Genomic DNA, 21,356 nt, shown 5'->3' with positions numbered 1-21,356 from the left:
AAATAGTTATAAATGACTGAGCACTTTATCGGTAGCACCCGTAAAACCGGCAACAAATCGGCCAGCAGCATCGCCACTGGCTTTCAAGAAATCGGTTTGGGCGAATTGAGACATCAAGCTATTGAAGTCGTCGGCATTAGTAATCTCAAAGCCACCTTTGGCTGCCATAAGTCCTTGAGCCTCCTGAAAATGCTTATTGTTCGGGCCAAATATCACAGGAATATTCCAAACGGCAGCTTCCAAGACATTATGGATGCCCACACCGAAACCACCACCTACATACGACACCTCGCCATAATGATAGATTGACGACAGCAAACCAAAACAGTCTATGATAAGACAGTCAGCCGTAGCAGCCTCTTCCTGAGTCGCTTGAGTATATCGTATCGCTTTGCGATTGAGCTTGGAGAGGATTTGTTTCAAGTGGTCTTCACCTATCACATGAGGTGCGATAATCAACTTCCAATCCTTATGCTCATTGAAATAAGAGATGAAAATATCCTCATCAGGAGGCCAACTAGACCCGGCAACAAACACCGGACGCTCTTGCTTGAAAGCCTCAACAATGGGCAAACGCTTGCTGGCTTCCTTGATTTGAAGTACACGGTCGAAACGCGTATCGCCCACCACGTCGACATCGGTAACACCGAATCTAGCCAAAAGAGCCTTACTCTCAGCGTTCTGTACAAAGAAACGTTTGAAACATTTCAATACTTCTGCATATCGACGACCATACCATTTGAAGAAGATTTGGTCTTCGTGAAAAATACTAGACACACTATAAGCAGGCACACCTCGATGCTTCAAGATGTGCAGATAGTTGTACCAAAACTCATATTTGATGAAAAAGGCCATGACGGGACGCACCGTACGCAGGAATCGACGGGCATTGCGAATGGTATCAAGGGGCAGATAACAAACTATATCTGCACCCTCGTAGTTCTTTCGCACTTCATAGCCTGAGGGAGAAAAGAATGTAAGCAGTATCTTATATTCAGGATGTTCGCGCCGCATACGTTCCATCAAAGGGCGTCCTTGTTCAAATTCGCCAAGCGAAGCAGCATGAAACCAAACGTACTTTGCAGCAGGATCAACTTGCTCACGCAGCAAAGCGATAGCCTGACGCTCGCCTTTCCACATCTTTTTGACCTTCTTATTGAAGAGACTGGCAATAGCTACTCCAATCAGATATAGGTATATGATGACTTGATACACGACTATGCTATTTCCTCTTTAATACTGATACAAACTTATTTTAAGACCTCAATGGCACGGCGAAGACGTGTCAGCGTCTCTTCTTTTCCTAAGAATGCGGTAATATCGAACATGCCGGGACCTTTGCCGATACCCACCAATGCTAGTCGGAACGCATTCATCACATCGCCCAACTTATATTCCTTATCCTCAACCCATTTGAACACCACAGTCTCTTGGTTTTCTATTGAGAAGTCGGAAATACCTTCAATGACATCGGCCAACTCCGCCATTTGCTGGGCAGAATATTCCTTCCAACGCTTGCGGGCTGTCTTCTCGTCGTACTCAGTAGGCGCAATAAAGAAGAAAGAGCATAAGGGCCATAATTCTTTAACGAAGCTTACGCGGTCTTTCATCATGTGAACCACCTGCGTAACACGCTCCATAGACTCTTCTACACCGTTGTTGGCAACGATGGGGGCAAACAATTTGGCAATTTCATCGTCGCTCTTACGCAGGATATATTCGTGGTTAAACCACATTCCTTTTTGGTAGTCGAACTTAGCACCACTCTTAGAACACTTTGTAATATCGAATACCTGAACCAGTTCATCCAGCGTAAACAGTTCTTGTTCTGTCCCCGGATTCCATCCCAACAAAGCGAGGAAGTTGATTACAGCCTCTGGGAAATAGCCGCTTTCGCGGTATCCTGACGACACTTCTCCGGTCTTAGGGTCGTGCCATTCCAATGGAAATACGGGGAAACCGAGGCGGTCTCCGTCGCGCTTACTAAGCTTTCCCTTGCCTTCGGGCTTCAATAACAGAGGCAAATGTGCAAACTCCGGCATGGTATCGGCCCATCCGAAAGCCTCATACAACAGCACATGAAGAGGCGCACTTGGCAACCATTCCTCACCACGAATGACGTGTGTGATTTCCATCAAGTGGTCGTCGACGATGTTGGCAAGATGATATGTAGGCAACTCGTCGGCACTCTTATAGAGCACTTTATCGTCTAGAATATCGCTCTTAATAACGACTTCGCCACGAATCAAGTCGTGAACATGCACTTCCCTACCCGGTTCTATCTTGAAACGAACAGTATATTGCTTTCCATCCTCAATGAGTTGGTCTACCTCTTCTTTTGATAATGTAAGAGAATTGCGCATCTGCATGCGTGTACGAACATCGTATTGGAAGTTGGCAATCTCCTGATGTTTGGCCTCAAGTTCCTCTGGTGTATCGAAAGCTATGTAGGCTTTACCGTTGTCAAGCAACTGCCTGACATACTCTTTATAGATTTCTCGGCGCTCACTTTGGCGATAAGGACCATGCTGTCCACCAAAGCTGACACCCTCGTCGAAACGAATTCCCAACCAACGGAACGACTCAATGATGTATTCTTCGGCTCCGGGAACAAACCGATGTGAGTCGGTATCCTCTATTCTGAATACGAGTTCGCCACCATGTTGACGTGCGAATAGATAATTATACAATGCTGTGCGAACACCGCCAATATGCAAAGCTCCTGTTGGACTAGGCGCGAAACGCACCCTTACTTTTCTTTCTGCCATCCTCAATCAATGTAGATAAGATATAGATATTTCTTGCAAAATTAATATATTTTTTCCAGTAATGCCGTTCTTTTTTTGTATTTTCGCATAATAATAGACATAAACACCGTTTATAATGAGATATTCTTACAAGACATCTAAGTACTATTGGCGAAATCTTTTCAGTCGCCTAGCCCTCATATCCATTACGGTTGCTGTCATTGTATGGTTCTTGCCACGCAACGAAGTACAGCATTTCCGCTACGATGTGGGTAAACCATGGATGTACGGTTCGTTCATCGCGAAGTTCGATTTCCCCATTTATAAGACCGATGAGATACTGAAATCCGAGCAAGACTCCATGATGGAATTGTTCCAGCCCTACTATAATTATAATAGTTATGTAGAAAAACAGCAGGTGGCAAAGTTCAAAAAAGACTTTGCCAACAGTTCATCGGGACTCACAGAAGAGTATAAAATCTTGTTACTAGACCGTTTTCACAGACTTTATCAAGCCGGTATCATGAAGATGCCGGAGTATAATGTACTGGCAAAAGATTCTACCAACATCCTCCGAATAGTCAATGGAAAGAAAGCAACAGGTGTACAAATCAACTGTATCTACTCTACCATGACTGCATATGAACAGTTGTTCCAAGATGAGAAGTTAGCTCAACAGCGCCCGCTCTTGCAACGACTGAATCTCAATAACTACATTGTACCAAACCTAGAATACGACAGTGAGCGCAGTGAAACGGAGAAAAACGACATATTGAGTGGTATTCCTATCGCCAGCGGAATGGTGATGAGTGGGCAAAAAATCATCGACCGAGGTGAGATTGTAGATGATTATGTGTACCGAGTGCTTAGCTCTTTCGAGCGCGAAATGTCTCGACGCAATGCCAGTAAGCAAGAGATTACGTACACCACTATCGGTCAATGCATCTTTGTCTTTATGCTTATCACGCTCTTCACGACCTATCTGGCACTCTTCAGACGCGACTATTTCCGCGACCAACGAAGCATTATGATGCTCTATTCGCTCATTACCATCTTCCCCATCTTGGTATCTTTGATGATGAGCCACAGCATCTTCAGCGTATATATCCTGCCTTTTGCGATGGTACCTATCTTCATTCGCGTATTTATGGACTCTCGCACGGCATTCATCGCACACTGTACGATGATTCTTATCAGTGCCGCGGCCGTGAAATACCAATACGAATTCATCATCATACAATTGGTAGCCGGGCTCATAGCCATCTATTCGCTACGCGAACTATCCAAACGTTCGCAGGTATTTAAGACGGCATTACTTGTCACCGTTGGTACGTTCCTCGTTTATTTTGCCTTGCAGATGATGCAAAACGAGGATGTATCGAAGTTGAATCAAGACATGTACTACCACTTCATTGCCAACGGTATCTTCCTATTACTCACTTACCCGATGATGTATCTCATTGAGAAGGCATTCGGATTTACAAGCGACGTAACGCTCTTCGAGCTCTCTAACACCAACAAGGGACTCTTGCGCGACATGAGCGAGATAGCTCCCGGCACTTTCCAACATTCCATTACAGTGGGTAATTTGGCCGCAGAGATTGCCAATAAGATAGGTGCCAACAGTCTCCTCGTGCGTACCGGAGCACTCTATCACGACATAGGGAAGATGGAAAACCCAGTCTTCTTCACCGAGAATCAGGTCGGTATAAACCCTCACGATAATATGACTCCCAAGGAAAGTGCACAGATTATCATCAACCATGTGCCCGAAGGAGTAAAGATGGCAGAAAAGAATAACCTTCCATCGTTTATCAAAGACTTCATCGTTACACATCATGGGCGTGGTGTAGCCAAGTATTTCTACGTGAATTACAAGAATGCTCACCCCGATGAAGAAATAGATATGGAGAGCTTTACCTACCCCGGTCCGAATCCATTCACACGCGAACAAGCCATATTGATGATGGCCGACACGGTAGAAGCAGCCTCCCGCTCGTTGCCGGAATACACCGAAGAGAGTATCAGCGCTTTGGTTAACAAACTCATTGACGCCCAAGTGGCCGATGGATTCTTCACCGAATGCCCTATCACATTCCGTGATATAAGTCAGGCTAAACAAGTCGCTATTGAGCGACTTAAAGCTATTTACCACACGCGTATCTCTTATCCAGAACTCAAAAAAGGTATCAAAGATGCACCAAAGCAGCCAACTGATACAACCGGAAAGCCGAAATAAGCCTATCATATATACCATATTATATAATATATCAGTTTATTGGCTGTAGCCAACTAAACAATACTACATGCCTAAAAGCCTGCACAAACATACTGATTTGTGCAGGCTTTTATTGTTGCATTGTTAACATTACTAAATAAACAAAACCTTATTAGAGAATTATAGAACATTTTTAATAACTTTGCAGACATATTTTTTACAACTATTCAAGATGACTAAGTTAAAATTTATAATTGTTGTTGCAATTTTGTTAACGTCTCAATTCTCATGGGCAGGTGGTTTATTAACCAATACTAACCAAAGTGTTACCTTCCTTCGCAACCCGGCTCGCGACGCAGCCATTGCTATAGACGGAGTATATTTCAATCCTGCCGGTGTGGTATTCCTCAACGATGGATGGCATCTATCAATCAATATACAGAATGCACATCAAACTCGTAGTGTCAATTCGACCTTTGGTGCTTTTGCTTTCGGAACACAGAATGAGGGCAAAACCAATAAGACCTTCAAAGGAGTTGCCAATGCGCCCATCCTTCCTGCTTTACAAACAGCCTACAACAAAGGCAAGTGGAGTTTCCAATTCAATTTTGCCGTTACCGGCGGAGGAGGTAAAGCAGAGTTTGCCAAAGGCTTAGGTTCGTTTGAAAGTAGCGTTGCCATGCTGCCATTACTATCCGGTCACCTTGACGCATTGACTACCAAACTCGGTTTAGGAGCACTTGGACTCCCCGCTATTGAGCAATACGACATGGATACATACATGCGTGGTAGACAATATTACTTTGGATTTACACTCGGAACAGCATACCAAATCAATGACCATCTCTCTGTATATGGTGGTCTGCGACTGCTCTATGGCAATGCCAACTATTATGGTTATGTGCGTAACATCAAGGTGCGTACTGCCGGTTCTACAGAATTTGTCAATGCACCATCAGCTTTTACAGCACAGTCGGCAGCCGCTTTCGAGGCAGCAGGTAAATATGCCGCTGCAGCCGAACAATATGCAAAAGCAGGCAATGTAGCCGCTGCCACAGCAGCCGCTGCCTCGGCTAAGGATTACAAAATCAAAGGAGCCAGCCTCGGTGCACTCGGTATTGCGACACAAGACGTAACCCTCAACTGCGACCAAACAGGTTGGGGACTCGCTCCTATCTTGGGTATCGACTACAAAACGGGAGATTTCAACTTCGCAGCTAAATACGAATTCAAGACTAGTATGCGCTTGAAAAACAAATCGGCAAATAGCGAGAGCGCCAAGAACCTTAAACAATTGGCAAAATTTGAAGATGGAAAAGAAGTAGAAGAAGACTCTCCCAGCCTACTCACTGTGGGCGCCCAGTGGTCTGTACTACCTACATTGCGACTCAATGCCGGTTGGCATCATTACTTCGACAAGAATGCCCATCTCTATAATAATAAGCAAAAACTGCTCGGAGGTGATACCAACGAGTATCTCTTCGGTGCTGAATACGACATCAACAAACGTTTTACCGTGAGTGGTGGTACCCAGGTTACACGCTATCAAATGACAGATGAGTATATGGAAGACATCAGCTTCAATGTGAATAGCTACTCGTTCGGATTCGGTGTCGGCATACATCTCAACAAGAAGATGACTCTGAACCTCGCTTATTTCCAAACTAATTATACACATTACAAGCGTAATACCAACAACTACAATAATCTTTCAAATTTGGCCGGAGGCATTGTTGGCAAGCTGGGAGGTGCATTAGGCATGGACGAAAGCAAAGTTAAAGCAGCTTTACAAACTACCCAAGGTCTGCTTACCACCCCTCAAGGCGATGGCAAAAGCTTGCTTTACGGTGCAGACGACTTCACTCGTACCAACCGAGTATTTGGTATCGGACTAGATATAGATTTTTAAATAATTCTCTCGTGCCCCTCATTCCATGTGAGGGGCTTTTTGTTTTCAGTTATGATCTATTGACTCCTAACTTTTAAATCCTCACTTCTAACAGTGTAAAAGGGTATTGTTCCAAACGGACAATACCTTTTTACATAGGATCTACATCGTAATATATCTGCAAGAGGGCGTAGCGCTTATCCTTCATCAACTCTACCTGCACCCATCTCAACACCTCTCTCACCTTCTTTTGGTCGATACCATTCTCTAATTTCAGCATCAATTTGCGAATATGAAGTTGCTTTACACGTGCTACAGCCGGCTTATCGGGCCCCAAAACCCGATCACCAAAATACTGGCGCAAGCGTCCGCCAAGTTCCAATCCGGCTGACTCTACCACATCTGCATTGCGATGTTTCAAGTAGACATACACCAAATGGAAAAATGGTGGATAACGGAATAGACGGCGTTCTTCCATCAAATCGGTATAGAACCCCTTGAAATCGTGATGCACCACTTGATTGATAACCGACAAATCAGGATTCTTCGTTTGTAGGATAACACGTCCGCGAGTACCTTTTCGGCCTGCTCTTCCACTCACCTGTGCCATCATCATAAAAGCATGTTCGTAGGCTCTGAAATCAGGATAATTTAACATCGAGTCGGCATCCAATATTCCCACCACACTCACACGATCGAAGTCCAACCCCTTGGTCACCATCTGCGTACCAATTAAGAGGTTGGTACGTCCGGCAGCAAAGTCGCGAATAATACGTTCATAAGCATTTTTCGTACGTGTAGTATCAAGATCCATACGAGCCACTCGGGCTTCGGGGAACTCCTCAGTAATCAAACTTTCTATCTTCTCGGTACCAATACCACGTCCATGCAGGTCGGTATTACCACAATTAGGGCACTCTTCGGGCACGGAATAAGTAAATCCACAGTAGTGACACGACAGTTGATTCATATTCTTATGCAATGTGAGCGACACGTCGCAGTTATCACATTTAGGCACCCATCCGCACACCTTACACTCTATCATCGGTGCAAATCCACGCCTATTTTGAAAGAGTATCACTTGTTGGTCGGCTGCCAAAGCCTCTCTAATAGCCTTCAATAGCACCGGAGAAAACGCCCCACGCATAATCTTGCGACGTCGTAAGTCTTTCACATCGACCACCTGTATTTCCGGAAGTTGTATGCCTTGATAGCGGGTTTGGAGCGTTACCAGTCCGTATTTGCCCGTTTGCGCATTGTAGTAGCTCTCCATTGAGGGCGTAGCCGTACCCAACAGGGTCTTCGCACCATACATCTGTGCCAACACGATAGCCGCACTTCGTGCATGATAACGCGGTGCTGGGTCTTGTTGTTTAAAACTTGACTCATGTTCTTCGTCTATAACGACGAACCCCAACCGCTGAAATGGAAGGAAGCCAGCACTGCGTGCACCGAGAATCACATCGTAGGGATGGTCTGATAGTTGCTTCTGCCAAATCTCAACACGCTCGGCATCGCTATATTTACTATGATAGATACCCAGTCGATTGCCAAAGACGCGTTGCAATCTCTCGGTCATCTGCACCGTCAAAGCTATCTCCGGAAGCAGGTACAACACCTGTTCGCCACGGTCGATAGCCTCTTGTATCAAGTGAATATAGAGTTCTGTCTTACCACTCGACGTCACTCCATGCAACAAAACTACTTGTCGCTTTTGGAATTGAGCGGCTATCTCGCGATACGCCACTGTCTGAACATCATTGAGCGGCTTGATATTTTCGGGCATAGGACGGTCAGTTCCATTCAGTCGTCCCACCTCTTTTTCATAGAGATAAAGTATCTTTCTGTCGATGAGTGCACGCACATGAGCCAACGTGGCATGCGCTTCGTTCATCAGTTCTTCGCGCGTTATCTCGGTTATCGGTTGCTGCGGTGTATCGCCTTGCAACGAATCCCAATGACTCAAAACCAAAAATACCGCGAAAGCATGGGCTTGCTTGGTGGCACGTGCCAAAATATTCAGCGCCACATGTAATGCTTGCTCAGTACGAAAAGGCTCTGCCAATCCCACATACACCTCCGTCTTAGGTCGATAACCATCCTCTGCTTTCAGACCGGAGGGCAAAGCTGCTTTATAAATCTCGCCAATCGGCGACAGATAATAGTCGGCTATCCATTGCCACAACTTCAATTGTTGTGGTAACAACATACGCGATTCGTCAAGAACGGCAAGGATGGGACGTACTTCAAAATCCGGTTTCGTCTCATGAACCTTAGCCACCATCGCCGTATACCGTTTGCTTTTGCCTAGTGGCACCTGCACACGTATCCCCTCACCTACTCTCATTGACAATTCGTCGGGCACGGAATAGGTGAACAATCCTTCCAAAGGTAGGGGCAATATGACGTCTACATACATCTGCATTCGGCACACAAAGTTAATGGAAGTTGCCTTGATTTCAAAATAAAACCACTGCTTTTATATGCGAAGATATAGCGATTAACAAGGTAAGTAATCGCTAGAATGAGGCTTAAAGAGTCGGGATAAGGATATTGCAAGGCCGAGGCAGCAATGCTGCAAAGCCTCTTCAGCATTACTGCATAGCCCGAACAGTAATGCTGATGCAGCCTTGCAGTAAACGAAGAGTCGCAGAGTAATGGATTAGAAATATTGATTTCTACAACTTAACTACTCACTCATAACTCCTCACTTCTAACTCCACACAAAGCAAACTCCCTCCTCCTGCCTTGTCGACAGAAAGAGGGAGTACAATCATATTAAAAATGTTAGTTTACTTCTCGTTCCATTCTGCATTCTGGTCTATTTCATGATAGCGCACTTCAGACCATGGAATGGGGTAATAATTCTGATTAGCTCTGAACACACGTTCGGTCTTCTGAGACTTGAGGGCAGACACTTTGTAAGTCATCTTACCATCTTCACCCTTCACAATCTCCATACCACGCAATGGATTTTCCGAACCATTGAGCTTGGCAACAGCCGTACCTAGACGCAGATAATCCCAGTATGTAGTCTCTTCGAAGGCTAGTTCCACTCGACGTTCGTTGAGAATCTGGTCGAGGGTAATGCTCGTCAATTCCGGCATGTGTACACGTTTACGCACCTGATTGACCAAATTGAGAGCCACAGCAGTATTACCTGAGCGGAAAGAAGCCTCGGCATAGTCGAGCAAAGCCTCAGCATAACGCCAGATAATATAGTTCTGCTTGCTACCATACTTGTTGTCTCCAAAGAGAGAAGCTGTGGGATCAAGGAACTTACGCATGTAATATCCCGTGCGGGTAACACCTGCATTGCGGTCAGTACCATACTTCGTGAGGTCTACACCAGCCTTCTTCTTGCCACCCTCCATTGTATAATGGATGTCCATCACGTGGCTACGGAACGACGAACCATCATAAAGGATGTTGGCATAGAAGCGATAGTCGCGATTTTCAAAGGGATGTTGAGGATCTAACGTCTTTCCATCACGCATGCCATATTCATCAACATGGTTCTGAGTGGGGACATAAGCGCATCGCTTACCATTGAGGAAAGGAGGCGCAGCATCCTCGTCCAGACGATGTCCGAAGTCTTCTACAATACCGGTATCGCTATGATGAACTTCCAAGATAGACTCAACGCTGTTCTTCGTGAGGAATATCTTGGTGTAGCTATCGGCAATAGCAGTCTCTGTACTACCTGTTACGGGCACGAGACTGTACAATCCCGACTTCACCAACTCCTCATAAGCAGCCGCTGCTTTCTGCATCATCTCCTTCGAACGGTCTCCGGTAAAGCCATAATATTCTTTATCCTTATTCTGGAACTGTGGCGAACCAACCCAAAAATACACCTTCGCTTTGAGCATCATGGCAGCTCCCTTAGTCACACGACCTACATCTTGCGACTCATATTTTGCAGGCAACAACTCGGCAGCCTGCTGAGCTTCGGAAACTATAAACTCCGCCATCTTCTCATAAGACGAGCGCGGGAACTTCTCATTATCGTTGAGTGGATCGTATAAATGGTCTATCAGTAGAGGTGCGCCGAAGCGTCTCAACAACATATAATAATAATATCCACGGAAGAAATGAGCCTCACCCAAGATGCGTTGCTTGGAAGCTCCATTGGCAATACTTCCTTCGTTGGCCAGCAAACGGTTGATGTGCTGAATCATTTCGTAACAACTACCCCATGAACTGCCGGCTGTTCGCGTGATAGCAGTTTCTTTTCCAGCCTGCTCATCGGCAAATCCGGTACGTCCCCAAGTACTCATTGAGTAGGTCAACTGGTCACTATACCAAGCCGGGAAAGGCTGAGACATGCTACGCAATAGCCAACTGGTAGACATGAGGATGTTGAAACCGTTATGCATATTGCGATACCAAGGCATCGTATACTCATCGAGTAAGAGTGGACTTTTCCATATACTAGGCTCAGCCAACTTGTCTACTGGCGCGTCGTGGAACAGATTGTTACAGCCGGTAAAGCCTGTTGCGAGTGTCAACAGACCGACCGCATTCAGTAAATATGTTCGTATTTTGTTCATTGTCGTACAATTATTTATAGTAAAACCATTAAATACCGATGTTACAACTCAAGCCGTATGTACGCTGAATAGGATAGCCTCGACGTGATTCAGGGTCCATGTGCTTCAGCTTACTCCATGTAAACAGATTACCACCCATCAAAGTAATGGTGAGCGAACTGAGTTTCAAGCTCTTCAAAGTAGATGCCGGCAGACTGTAACCGATATTGAGCGACTTCAAACGAATGAAGCTATTGTCGCGCAACCAGAACGAAGATGCCAAACGGTTGTTATCAATTGAGGTTGCCAACTTGACGCGAGGATACTCCGCATTGGGGTTCTCCGGCGTCCAACAATCGGTGAGATGATAATCTTGGAAACGTGGTAAGCTACCTTTTTCGAGCGTATAAGCCTCTGTGATATACTGCTTATAACCGGCCACACCTTGGAACATTACGTTGACAAATACGCCCTTATAGCTAGCACCCAACTTCAAACTTCCCGTGAAATCGGGATAAGCCGAATTCTTGAATGCCACTTCGTCTTTCTTATCGAGCACACCGTCACCGTTCTGGTCTTTATATTTGATGTCACCGGGCTTCACAGTCTTGTTCTTACCATTGTAACTTCCGTCCTGATTCAACTTCCAATTATCAATCTCCTCTTGCGTCTGGAAGAGTCCCAATGCTTCGTACATCCACGATGTACCGATGCTATGTCCCTTGCGACGAAGGTTCTCCAACTGGTTGCTTTCGTCTCCATAGTCGAGCACTTTGTCTCGCCCGAGCGATAACATGAACGATGCGTCATAGCGGAACTTGCCTATTGAGTTGCGATGAGTGAGGGTTAAATCCCATCCCCAAGCCTTTACTTTACCATAGTTCATATAAGGAACAGCTCCATTTGTACCTGTCGTAGGAGGATACATATAATCGGGAGCATTTGAAAGCATGTCGGTCTTATAGCGCAAATAGTACTCGTAAGTGATGCCAAAACGGTTGTTCCAGAAGCCAAGATCGATTCCGAAGTTGTAGTCACGACTCTTTTCCCACTTCAATCTAGCATTAGGATAGTTACCAGAATTCACCACAATACCGGGCTTCAATAATCCACCGAGATTGTAACCGTTGACAGGTGAGTAGATATAACTCAATAAATAAGAGTAGTCTTGTACACCACCATCACGTCCGAGGATACCAGTTGAACCACGGAATTTCACATTACTGATGACACGCTGTTTCCAGTTCTTGAAGAACTTTTCGTTAGATAGCATCCACGAAGCAGATACTGTGGGGAAGAAACCCCATCTGTGGTCGGGATGGAACTTGGCAGAACCGTCCACACGGAAGCTGAACTCAGCGAAGTAACGATTCTCGTAAGCGTAGGTAGCACGGCCAATCAACGACGCACGTTGTATCTCGCTTTCTTTTCCATGAAGCGAACCAATTTCAGTATTACCGATAAATTCAGGATAAACACCGGGCAAATCGCTGTTTCTACCATCCATGTATTTGTTCTTATACATCTGATAGTTGGCAACCATCATACCTGTTACACTGTGCTTTTCCTTGAAAGTCTGAGCGTAATTGATACCAGCTTCCAACAAAGTATTGTCCACAAACTGGTCCATCTGGTACATAGAAATCTTCGCTTTCGGATACACAGTGGTCTTATCTACTTTGATTTCCTTGCTAGCTTCGTCGTAAGTGTAGAGCGCAACAGGCGAATTAAACTCGTTACGGATAGAGTTGTTGTTGTCCATCGTCACCTTACCATAAACCGAGAGACCTTTTACCCAAGGAATATCCCAATTCAAATTGGCCGTGATAGTGTTCATCTTCACACGGTTACGAGTATATCCGCCGAGTCCACGAATATTAATCAATGGATTACCACCATTGATACTAGCCAGCTCACCGTTCGTAAGAGTGAACGGTTGAACGGGAGAATAGCTGTAAGCAGCGTCTACTGTGGTAAAGCTAGTGTTCTTATAACCGGAACGAACACCATTGAAATCGAGCGAAAGGACAAGTCCCTTGGCCAGCGTAGCATCCAATTTGGCAGCATAGTTGAAGCGATCGCGCCCTACTCCACTGTACAAACCGGCCGTCTTGGTGTACGAACCTGAGATATAATAACGCAGGAACTGATTACCACCAGAGAGCGAAACGCTATGCGTAGTAGAATATCCATGGCTGTTCAAATAGTCGATGATATTGGTATCGGCAAACTTATTAGGATTGGACTGTGTACGAATCATCTCCAATTCCTCGTCGGTATAGGGATTCACATTGGCTTCTCCCTCTACAGCCTTGTTGTATAACTTGGCAAATTCGTAGCTGTTCAAGAACTTGGGGAACTTGGTTGCTTTCTGAATATTGTACTGACCGCGATAGTTGATGCGTAGTTTTGAGTCGCCTTTTGAACGCTTTGTCTTAATCAAAACGACTCCGTTGGCAGCACGCACACCGTAAACGGCAGCGGCAGCAGCATCTTTGAGAATTGAGATACTCTCAATATCATCGGGGTTCAGGTCGGATAAGCGTTGTTCTCCATCGCTTGTGTTCTCCGAGAAACGTGGAACGCCATCAATAACAAGCAACGGTGACGATGAAGCACCGGTGACAGCGCGGATTCGAAGATTTGCCTCGCGAGCCGTACCGGGGTCACCTGACACCGACATAACCTGTAAACCGGCCACCTGACCATTCAGAGCCTCATCCAAATTAGGTGTAGGGACGCGAGCCAAATCGGTACCTTTCACCACCTCAATAGACGAGGTAAGGTTCGATCTCTTCTGCGTTCCGTAACCTACAACTACGAGTTCATCGAGGTTCTGAGCGTCTTCGTCGAGTTTGATGTTCAACCATTTGCCCAGTACAGCACGTACTATAGATGCCTTATAGCCGATATAAGACACCACCAAAGTAGATTTTCCATTAGGCATCGTGATAGTAAAGTTACCATCCTTATCGGTCATGACGCCCAATTTTCCACCTTCTACCTTTACATTAGCCCCAATAACGGGTTCACCAGTGGAGTCAACCACCTTTCCACTGACTTTCAAATCCTGTGCCAAAACATTGACAGAGAAGAGGCAAGACAGCAAAGTCAATAAACAAAAAAGTCTCCTCATAAATTTATTCCTTTAAGAGTTTATCAATCATCAATATCTGATACTCATAGAAGTTGCGTGTCTTGCTATCGCCTGTAGCACGCTTCCGAATGTACAAATTGCGTACTTTCTTCAGCTGACTCAACATCAATGGAGAGAGCACATCGCTGGGTAATGATGGCAAACCGTAATTGATACGCATGAATGAATCGCCCTGATGAGCCTTGCAACATGCCAATTCGGTAGTCTCTGCTGCCAAATTTTCAGCCAATTCAGCCTCTGTCAACAGCAGTCCCTTCTTCCCTTGCTTGAGTTGCAAGCCACTTGTAATCTTGAAAACAGAGAGAACGCCCGACTGTAGACTCAAATCGGCTTCGCTCAAAGCACGACCTTGCATCGTAGGAGCAAATAATGTGTTGAACACATCATTCATATATTGATCAAGACTATAATTCTTTGCAGGATTAATCTTGTATCCTTCGCTGATGCGGAACAAGCGAGTACCGGCATAAAGTGCACCTACTACCGACGACTGCAACCTCTCATTAACATTAGAAGGCAAGTCTAGTTTATTCAAAAGTGATTGTGGTGACAACCAAGAATTGTAGCTGCGAGCCTGTCCGATAAGCCATTGCATGGCACGCTTTTGGGTAGCTCGGTCGATATAATGGCGTGCAGCGCCCTTGTTATCACCCTGTCTGATTTCCTCGAAACGCACACCTCCGATGTAAGGCATCACATGGAAGAGATGGCGAGTGTACTGCGATACGACTTGTTTGTACATATCTTTCACAGCTTCATAAGTATCACCGGGCTTATAGGTCCACTTCTCTAGATTACGCATGATAATCTTCAAGTTGCTGATAGCGTAGTTACCGGCTTTGATATGGTCGTTACCCAAGTCTTCAGACTGGTCGGTCGGGTCTACGGCACCCATGAACTGCTGCACTCCAAACTCATACATAGGGTCGCCACTCTTAGCTTTAATCCATGCATCGAGAGTGGGTTTCTCCTTTTCGGGAGTATCAGCATCCTTGATAAGACGATAACCCCAGTTGATAGCATAGATATCCTCAACACCCAAGATAGGCGGAGTGAGCTTCACACCACGCTCCAAATCGCCCGGCTGAGCGATGAAGTTGTTACGTGCATAGTCCATGATACTAGGTGTAGTACCATATTTCTGGGTGAACGAAGGACTACGTAGCGAGTCTACAGGGAACGAATAGCTGGCTCCCATGTTGTGCATCAAACCCAGCGTGTGGCCTACTTCGTGGGCAGCCACATAGCGTACAGACTCTTTCATCAAGTCGTCGTCGAACACAGCCTTATGAGTTCGCGCATCAACAGCACCTGTTTGGACAAATCGCCAGTTGTGCAAGAGCGATATAACGTTGTGATACCAAATGACATCTGCGGTCAATATCTCGCCCGTTCGAGGATCTACATAGCTCGGACCCATCGCATTGGCAGTCTCGGTAACGGCATATTTGATGCAGTTATAGCGCATGTCGGCAGGGTTGAAGGTCGAATCGTTCTTCGGATAATCCTTTGCCATGATAGCATTCTTGAATCCTGCAGCCTCAAAAGCCTTGTTCCAGTCTTCTATACCTTGCTTTACGGTGCCACGCCACTTATCGGGGAAGGCTGAGTCTACATAGAAAACAATAGGTTTCTTGGGCTCTACCAATTCGCCACGGAAGTAGCGATCGCGGTCTTCATCCTTGGGTTCTAGACGCCAACGGTGTATATAAGTCTTCTTATCTACACGATCCGATGTCGAAGAATAGATTTTCTTATCGGTGCTGAAGAATCCCACACGGTTGTCTTGTAGGCGCATAGCCATCGGTTTCTCGGGCGCCATGAAGAGCGAACGATGCATGACTACGGTGTAAGGGATGTTTTCTTTTGACAGGTCGAAGCTCAACGAACTGATAATCTCGATGTTGCGAGGGAATGACTTCACATCGGTGATACCCGAAGCATCCGAGATAAAAGAGCCTTTTAAGTTGCGGCTACCTCCAAAAAGCACCGACAGAGGGTTGTCAGGCTTCATCGGACTCAAACTCTTCTCGTTGCCTCCGAAGAACGAAGTCATATCAATGAGCACCTTACCATCTTTCTTTCCCACTATCTTAAAGGCCTTCAAGATGGGGTCGGCAAAGTTTGTTTTAAACGAAGCAGCAATCGGATCGCCCTTCTTTACTACGTTGGTATTCTGCACTAAATGCAAGTATACACGCACGCTATCGGTAGAGAAGCGAATCAAACGAGGCGCATCTACCATCTGTCCGGCTACATAATCATTGGTATTGCTGGTAGACGACACGCGGTTAGAGAGGATATAACTGCGTGAGAAAGCCGAATCGGCAATACTAAAATACAGTTTTCCGTCTTTAGTGAAGTATGTATCAAACATACCTTTGACAAGTTTAGCCTCTTTCACAGCCTTGTTGAAATCAGCTACCGGCGACTTGCCCGGCTTATCTTTGGCCGTCAGCAACGAGTCTACTTTTACCTTACTCTTTTTCTTTGCCATTGTGGGCTGCAAATTCACAGCACCTGCCAATAGCAAAATCAGCAGAATTCTATTCATAAAGTTGGATTTTGTTATGATATTGAGTATTACTTCCCGTATAGAAACATGGAATTATAATTTAAGAATGTGCAAATATAATAAAAAACAACCATTTTTACTATTTTTATAATGGCATATTTTTGACAAAAATACTTTTATTTCTATTTATTGTTCATAAAAGTTTGCACTAAGGAAAGCCTAGCCTAAAAGACGTCCCATACATTTCACCATTGTTTTATACCTTATAAGGCAAATTCAATTCGCCCCTACAGGTCAGTAAAGCCTCTGTACTTATCGCTTAAAAACGTGGTCTGTCATACGGTATAAATGCTATTTGCTTACACTAGACAATACATAAGTACATGGCAAGACTCGTAGGGACGCGACATGTCGCGTCCGAGAACTGTATATACACTGTAAATCTAGGAGCAAATATGACTGTGGACTTCCCCGCGGACGTAGCATGCCACGTCCCTACAGAAGCCTCTCCCCAGTCATTATCTCCCTCGTTTTTAGTCGTACCGGCTGAGCCGACAGCGACTACTCGGTCGATGACCGATGGTTCTCCAAAAGGAGAGGGAGTAAGAAATAAACCTTTTCCGTCCCACAATTTAAAAACTTATCAACTCAAAAACTCATGAACTAACAAACTCAACCAATAACTTATCAACTCAAAAACTTACAAACTGCCCCCTAAACTCATCTACTTGTCAACCTAAAATCTTGTCTACTTGTTTACTCGTTCACTTGTTTACTAAAATGATTGGTGCGGGGTGGGGCTTCTGCAGCGCCTATTCAGCATCGCTGCCAAGCCTATTCAGAAATGCTGAAAAGTCGAGGCAGCGACACTGCCTAGCCACTGCAATCAGTCAAGTAAGAAATTGGTACAAGACAAGAAAGTATGGTTGACGACCAATTTTTATGTAAAATAATGATAATTCAAAGCTAATCCTCCGCTGATTCAGATAAAATTGATAAGTTTGCAACAACACTATGAAGATAGCTATGAAAGGAGTGATGCAAACAATAACAGGACTATACCATGACTACAGCAGCGCGAGGACATTGCGTAGGACATGGATGATCGGAACATTGATAGCATTGCTGTACTCAGCATTGACCGCATGCCACGAGCAACCGAAACCTGTCAAAGTTCGCTCGGCCTATTATTGGAGTACCAGCTTTGCGGTAGATACGGCCTATATCAATCGACACCACATTTCAAAACTCTACATCCGCTACTTCGATGTGGTAAAAAATGCCGACGGAGAAGCCATGCCCAATGCCACTATATCATTTAAACAGACTCCACCAAAGACGGTGGAAGTGATTCCGGTGGTATTCATTGTCAACGATGTGATGCGAAATCGCGTAGACGGACTGGCCGAAAAGGTTGCGCAACGCATCATGCAAATGACCCAAACACATGGTATCGCAGCACTGAAAGAGATACAGATAGACTGCGACTGGACACGAACAACCCGCAAAACATACTATGCTTTTATGCAAGAGATGCAAAAACTATTGAGCAAGCAAGGCATTCACTTGTCATCAACCATTCGCCTTCACCAACTGGCACAGACGCCCCCACCGGCCGACCGTGGTGTGTTGATGGTATATAATACGGGCGATTTCACCAATATACACAACGAGCATCCTATCTTGGACTACCGCGACGTGAAACCATATCTGCGCTATATAGCCGGCTATAAGCTGCCCTTATCGGCCGCCTATCCCAACTTTACCTACCGACTACTGTTTCGCGGCGATAAATACGTGGGCATTGTACACCACGAGAATGAATACCCGATGTTGCCGGGCGACACGATGATTACGAGGCACTCTGCTCTTGAGCAGGTATTACAGACCAAGCATGCCCTTGAACAGAAGCGCAATGACATCAACAACGAAACAATTATCTTCGACTTAAAACGTAACAACCGCCATGATGAAGAGATTTATAGTCATTAGTTTATTGCTATTTATTGTAGGAAAAGCCTCAGCTTGCGGCCCGATGGCACCTGTACACAACTACTATCTGTTTGATGTGTACGACCAGAAATATAATTATTTCACATTCGACTACCAACTGTTTGAATATTGGAAGAAATATACAGGGGTAACGTGCGAGGAAAATGAAGTCTCTAATCATTACCCTAATAAATACAGTTATAATGACCTCTTCTTCGGAGATGACTGTGCTTTTTTAAAGGAAGTGGCTCGCAAGAAAGGCGACAGAGAGATGTTGACCTACATCAAGCAAATAGCCGACTACAGCAAAGTGAGCGGTGACCTGTATAACCAATGGAGTTATCCGACGCCGGAGGACATTGCTCGTACCAACAAAACACTCGCCATCATTGCCACAACGGCCGGTCAACGACTCCATGGACGTCTTAAAGCACAGTATTGCCTGCTGCTGATGCGTGCCAACATGATGCTGAAGCGATATGCCAACAACATTCTGGTATGGGAAAAGACGGGGTGTTCGCTGTCCAAAGGAGTGTATCGAGACATGTGTCGAAACATTTATGCCAACGCATTATACAACTTACCCAATGACAAACAGGCGCAGAAGCACATACAAATGGCACTCGACATCTATGCCGAACAAGGAGATTTGCAGAGCGTGAGATGGAGATTGCAACAATACAGGAATGTACCGGGTATCCGAAAGATATATGCCGAGACGCCCAACTCACCTTCACTCATCTATCTGATACAAGAGTTTGTGAACGGAGCGCAAGAGACTGCCGACACGCAAGGGAACAAAGAAGCCATAGAATGGGTGGGATATATACCGACATATCCAGCAGAAATGAAGCAATTCATAGCACTATCGAACAGCGTACTGCACGAAGGCAAGGTGAAAGACCCGTGCTTGTGGCAGGCAGCCAATGCCATGTTGCACTACATCATGGGCAACTACCGACAAGCAGCCAACGATGCTGAGCATGCAATGATGATGCGTGGAATGCCGCGTTCGCACGATGTGGCACGAGCCATCAGACTCATGGCACGGGCCAAACTATTACCTCTCCATGGCAACGGGACAAAATTTATTGCTCAAGAAATGGAATGGCTCGATCGAAAGATAGCTCCCCAAACAGCCTACGACTGGCAAGACGACTACTTTTGGAGGGTAAAAGACCGCTTGGCCTACACCGTGCTCGTACCTCGTTATAAGACTATGGGTAACAAAAACATGGAGACAGCCCTGATGGATATAGACAACCAAACAACAAAAGCCTATCCATTCCCTTTTTACACATACAATGTCAAAGAATCTTTGGGTTGGGAGTTGGGCTCGAAGATGGATAGTCTTACAGCAAAAGAAGCTATAGCCTATACCAAGTTTGTTTATTCCAAACCAGAAGATGCATTGGCTCGGTATGTGACAAAGCACACGACGCACGACCGGGAATACTATAACAACTTAATAGGAAGTAAGTTTCTGCGCGAAGGACGATTTGCCGAAGCACTCCCCTATCTACGAAAACTACCGATGCTCTATATCAATAGCGATGAAAGTAATTATGTATTATATCATCGTGACTTTACCGCTCCACGCTGGTTTGTACGCCAACGCAACGGTAATGATTTTGACGGCTACGAGGTTCCGGCCTTGACGAAGAATTATAAGGTGGCATTCTGTGAGGATATGCTGCAACTACAAAGCCGTTACAAGCTGGCTGGGACCGATGCCGACCGTTGCTATTTCGGCTACGAACTGGCCAAACGCTACTATCAGGCATCGCCTTATGGAGATTGTTGGTATATCACTCGCGACGACTTTAGTTGCTACGACAGTGCCAAAAGCTACGAACAAGACTTTGCCAAAGAGACCGTTCGACTGCTCGACGAGTGCCTACGCAGTGCCCACGACAACTTTCAAATGAAACAACAATGTCTCTATGCCAAGGCCTTTGTGCTGTTCAATGTGCATGGCCAATCGCCTAATTACTTTTGGGAGGGTATAGAAAGTGTCTTCAAATATCCCGACCTGCACGACGCTTACACGCAGTTGGCTGACTTCTATCGACAAAGTACGCTCTTCTTAGACCCAATTATCACACGCTGCGACGTGTTGCAAAGATTCATGCAAGGCGATTTTCCCACTTGACCCATGATGACTACTCCGCCAATGCACGGTTGCCGTCACCGAGAAGGGCTGCCTCTTCTTGCCCTTTCCCGGATGGAACGCAGGCGTTAAAGATGGCCTCTGCAAGATATTACAGATAGGCCGTCACTTCTCATGGTGGTACGCGAGTTCGGGAT

General features: G+C 45.5%; 11 protein-coding genes. 4 read left to right on the top strand and 7 right to left on the bottom strand.

The genetic code is table 11. The annotated features are described in order from the left end of the window. Window positions 1-6: 6 nt before the first annotated feature. Window positions 7-1,215, bottom strand: a complete 1,209-nt coding sequence (locus HMPREF0671_RS08670; protein WP_036899556.1) for a 3-deoxy-D-manno-octulosonic acid transferase — start codon at window positions 1,213-1,215, stop codon at window positions 7-9. 35 nt (window positions 1,216-1,250) lie between these two features. Continuing rightward, window positions 1,251-2,768 (bottom strand): glutamate--tRNA ligase, encoded by a 1,518-nt coding sequence (gene gltX / locus HMPREF0671_RS08665; RefSeq protein WP_036899553.1) that lies wholly within the window; start codon window positions 2,766-2,768, stop codon window positions 1,251-1,253. 115 nt (window positions 2,769-2,883) lie between these two features. Here gltX and HMPREF0671_RS08660 point away from each other — a divergent pair, with 115 nt between their 5' ends. After that, entirely contained in the window at window positions 2,884-4,986 is a 2,103-nt protein-coding gene (locus tag HMPREF0671_RS08660; protein ID WP_036899551.1) for an HD family phosphohydrolase, read from the top strand. Between the two features lie 211 nt (window positions 4,987-5,197). Continuing rightward, window positions 5,198-6,874, top strand: coding sequence for an OmpP1/FadL family transporter (locus HMPREF0671_RS08655; RefSeq protein ID WP_036899547.1), 1,677 nt, complete (start codon window positions 5,198-5,200; stop codon window positions 6,872-6,874). Window positions 6,875-7,004: 130 nt separating this feature from the next. Here the strand turns inward: HMPREF0671_RS08655 and priA are convergent, their stop codons facing one another. The 5 genes from priA to HMPREF0671_RS12420 all read right to left on the bottom strand — a co-directional run bounded on the left by priA (window position 7,005) and on the right by HMPREF0671_RS12420 (window position 17,688). Then, window positions 7,005-9,272: a primosomal protein N' gene (priA, locus tag HMPREF0671_RS08650; protein WP_036899578.1), complete on the bottom strand. Its 2,268-nt coding sequence runs from the start codon at window positions 9,270-9,272 to the stop codon at window positions 7,005-7,007. Window positions 9,273-9,645: 373 nt separating this feature from the next. Continuing rightward, on the bottom strand, window positions 9,646-11,406 hold the full coding sequence (locus HMPREF0671_RS08645) for a RagB/SusD family nutrient uptake outer membrane protein (RefSeq protein ID WP_036899544.1): 1,761 nt from the start codon (window positions 11,404-11,406) through the stop codon (window positions 9,646-9,648). Window positions 11,407-11,434: 28 nt separating this feature from the next. Continuing rightward, complete coding sequence (locus HMPREF0671_RS08640; RefSeq protein ID WP_036899541.1) at window positions 11,435-14,521, bottom strand: TonB-dependent receptor; 3,087 nt, start codon at window positions 14,519-14,521, stop codon at window positions 11,435-11,437. A gap of 4 nt (window positions 14,522-14,525) precedes the next feature. Continuing rightward, window positions 14,526-17,096 (bottom strand): zinc-dependent metalloprotease, encoded by a 2,571-nt coding sequence (locus tag HMPREF0671_RS08635; RefSeq protein ID WP_036899539.1) that lies wholly within the window; start codon window positions 17,094-17,096, stop codon window positions 14,526-14,528. A gap of 325 nt (window positions 17,097-17,421) precedes the next feature. After that, the gene (locus HMPREF0671_RS12420) at window positions 17,422-17,688 is read right to left on the bottom strand and encodes a hypothetical protein (RefSeq protein ID WP_198025896.1); all 267 of its coding nucleotides are present in this window, start codon (window positions 17,686-17,688) and stop codon (window positions 17,422-17,424) included. Between the two features lie 383 nt (window positions 17,689-18,071). Here HMPREF0671_RS12420 and HMPREF0671_RS08630 point away from each other — a divergent pair, with 383 nt between their 5' ends. Beyond that, window positions 18,072-19,049, top strand: coding sequence for a hypothetical protein (locus tag HMPREF0671_RS08630; protein WP_156431095.1), 978 nt, complete (start codon window positions 18,072-18,074; stop codon window positions 19,047-19,049). Next, window positions 19,024-21,201, top strand: a complete 2,178-nt coding sequence (locus HMPREF0671_RS08625; RefSeq protein ID WP_036899534.1) for a hypothetical protein — start codon at window positions 19,024-19,026, stop codon at window positions 21,199-21,201. Before HMPREF0671_RS08630 ends, HMPREF0671_RS08625 begins: the two co-directional genes overlap by 26 nt. Window positions 21,202-21,356: the final 155 nt, after the last annotated feature.

The organism is Prevotella sp. S7 MS 2 (genome assembly GCF_000762865.1).
In the GTDB taxonomy this organism is placed as follows: Bacteria; Bacteroidota; Bacteroidia; order Bacteroidales; family Bacteroidaceae; genus Prevotella.
Note: the sequence above shows the minus strand (reverse complement) of the source record. Positions and strands in the feature narration are given on the sequence as shown.

Bases quoted from the DNA above. Each gene is read 5' to 3' on its own strand.
- HMPREF0671_RS08645 (WP_036899544.1), bottom strand. From the start codon at position 11,406: ATGAACAAAATACGAACATATTTACTGAATGCGGTCGGTCTGTTGACA.
- gltX (WP_036899553.1), bottom strand. From the start codon at position 2,768: ATGGCAGAAAGAAAAGTAAGGGTGCGTTTCGCGCCTAGTCCAACAGGA.
- HMPREF0671_RS08630 (WP_156431095.1), top strand. From the start codon at position 18,072: ATGAAGATAGCTATGAAAGGAGTGATGCAAACAATAACAGGACTATAC.
- HMPREF0671_RS08660 (WP_036899551.1), top strand. From the start codon at position 2,884: ATGAGATATTCTTACAAGACATCTAAGTACTATTGGCGAAATCTTTTC.
- HMPREF0671_RS08635 (WP_036899539.1), bottom strand. From the start codon at position 17,096: ATGAATAGAATTCTGCTGATTTTGCTATTGGCAGGTGCTGTGAATTTG.
- HMPREF0671_RS08640 (WP_036899541.1), bottom strand. From the start codon at position 14,521: ATGAGGAGACTTTTTTGTTTATTGACTTTGCTGTCTTGCCTCTTCTCT.
- HMPREF0671_RS08655 (WP_036899547.1), top strand. From the start codon at position 5,198: ATGACTAAGTTAAAATTTATAATTGTTGTTGCAATTTTGTTAACGTCT.
- HMPREF0671_RS08625 (WP_036899534.1), top strand. From the start codon at position 19,024: ATGATGAAGAGATTTATAGTCATTAGTTTATTGCTATTTATTGTAGGA.
- priA (WP_036899578.1), bottom strand. From the start codon at position 9,272: ATGTATGTAGACGTCATATTGCCCCTACCTTTGGAAGGATTGTTCACC.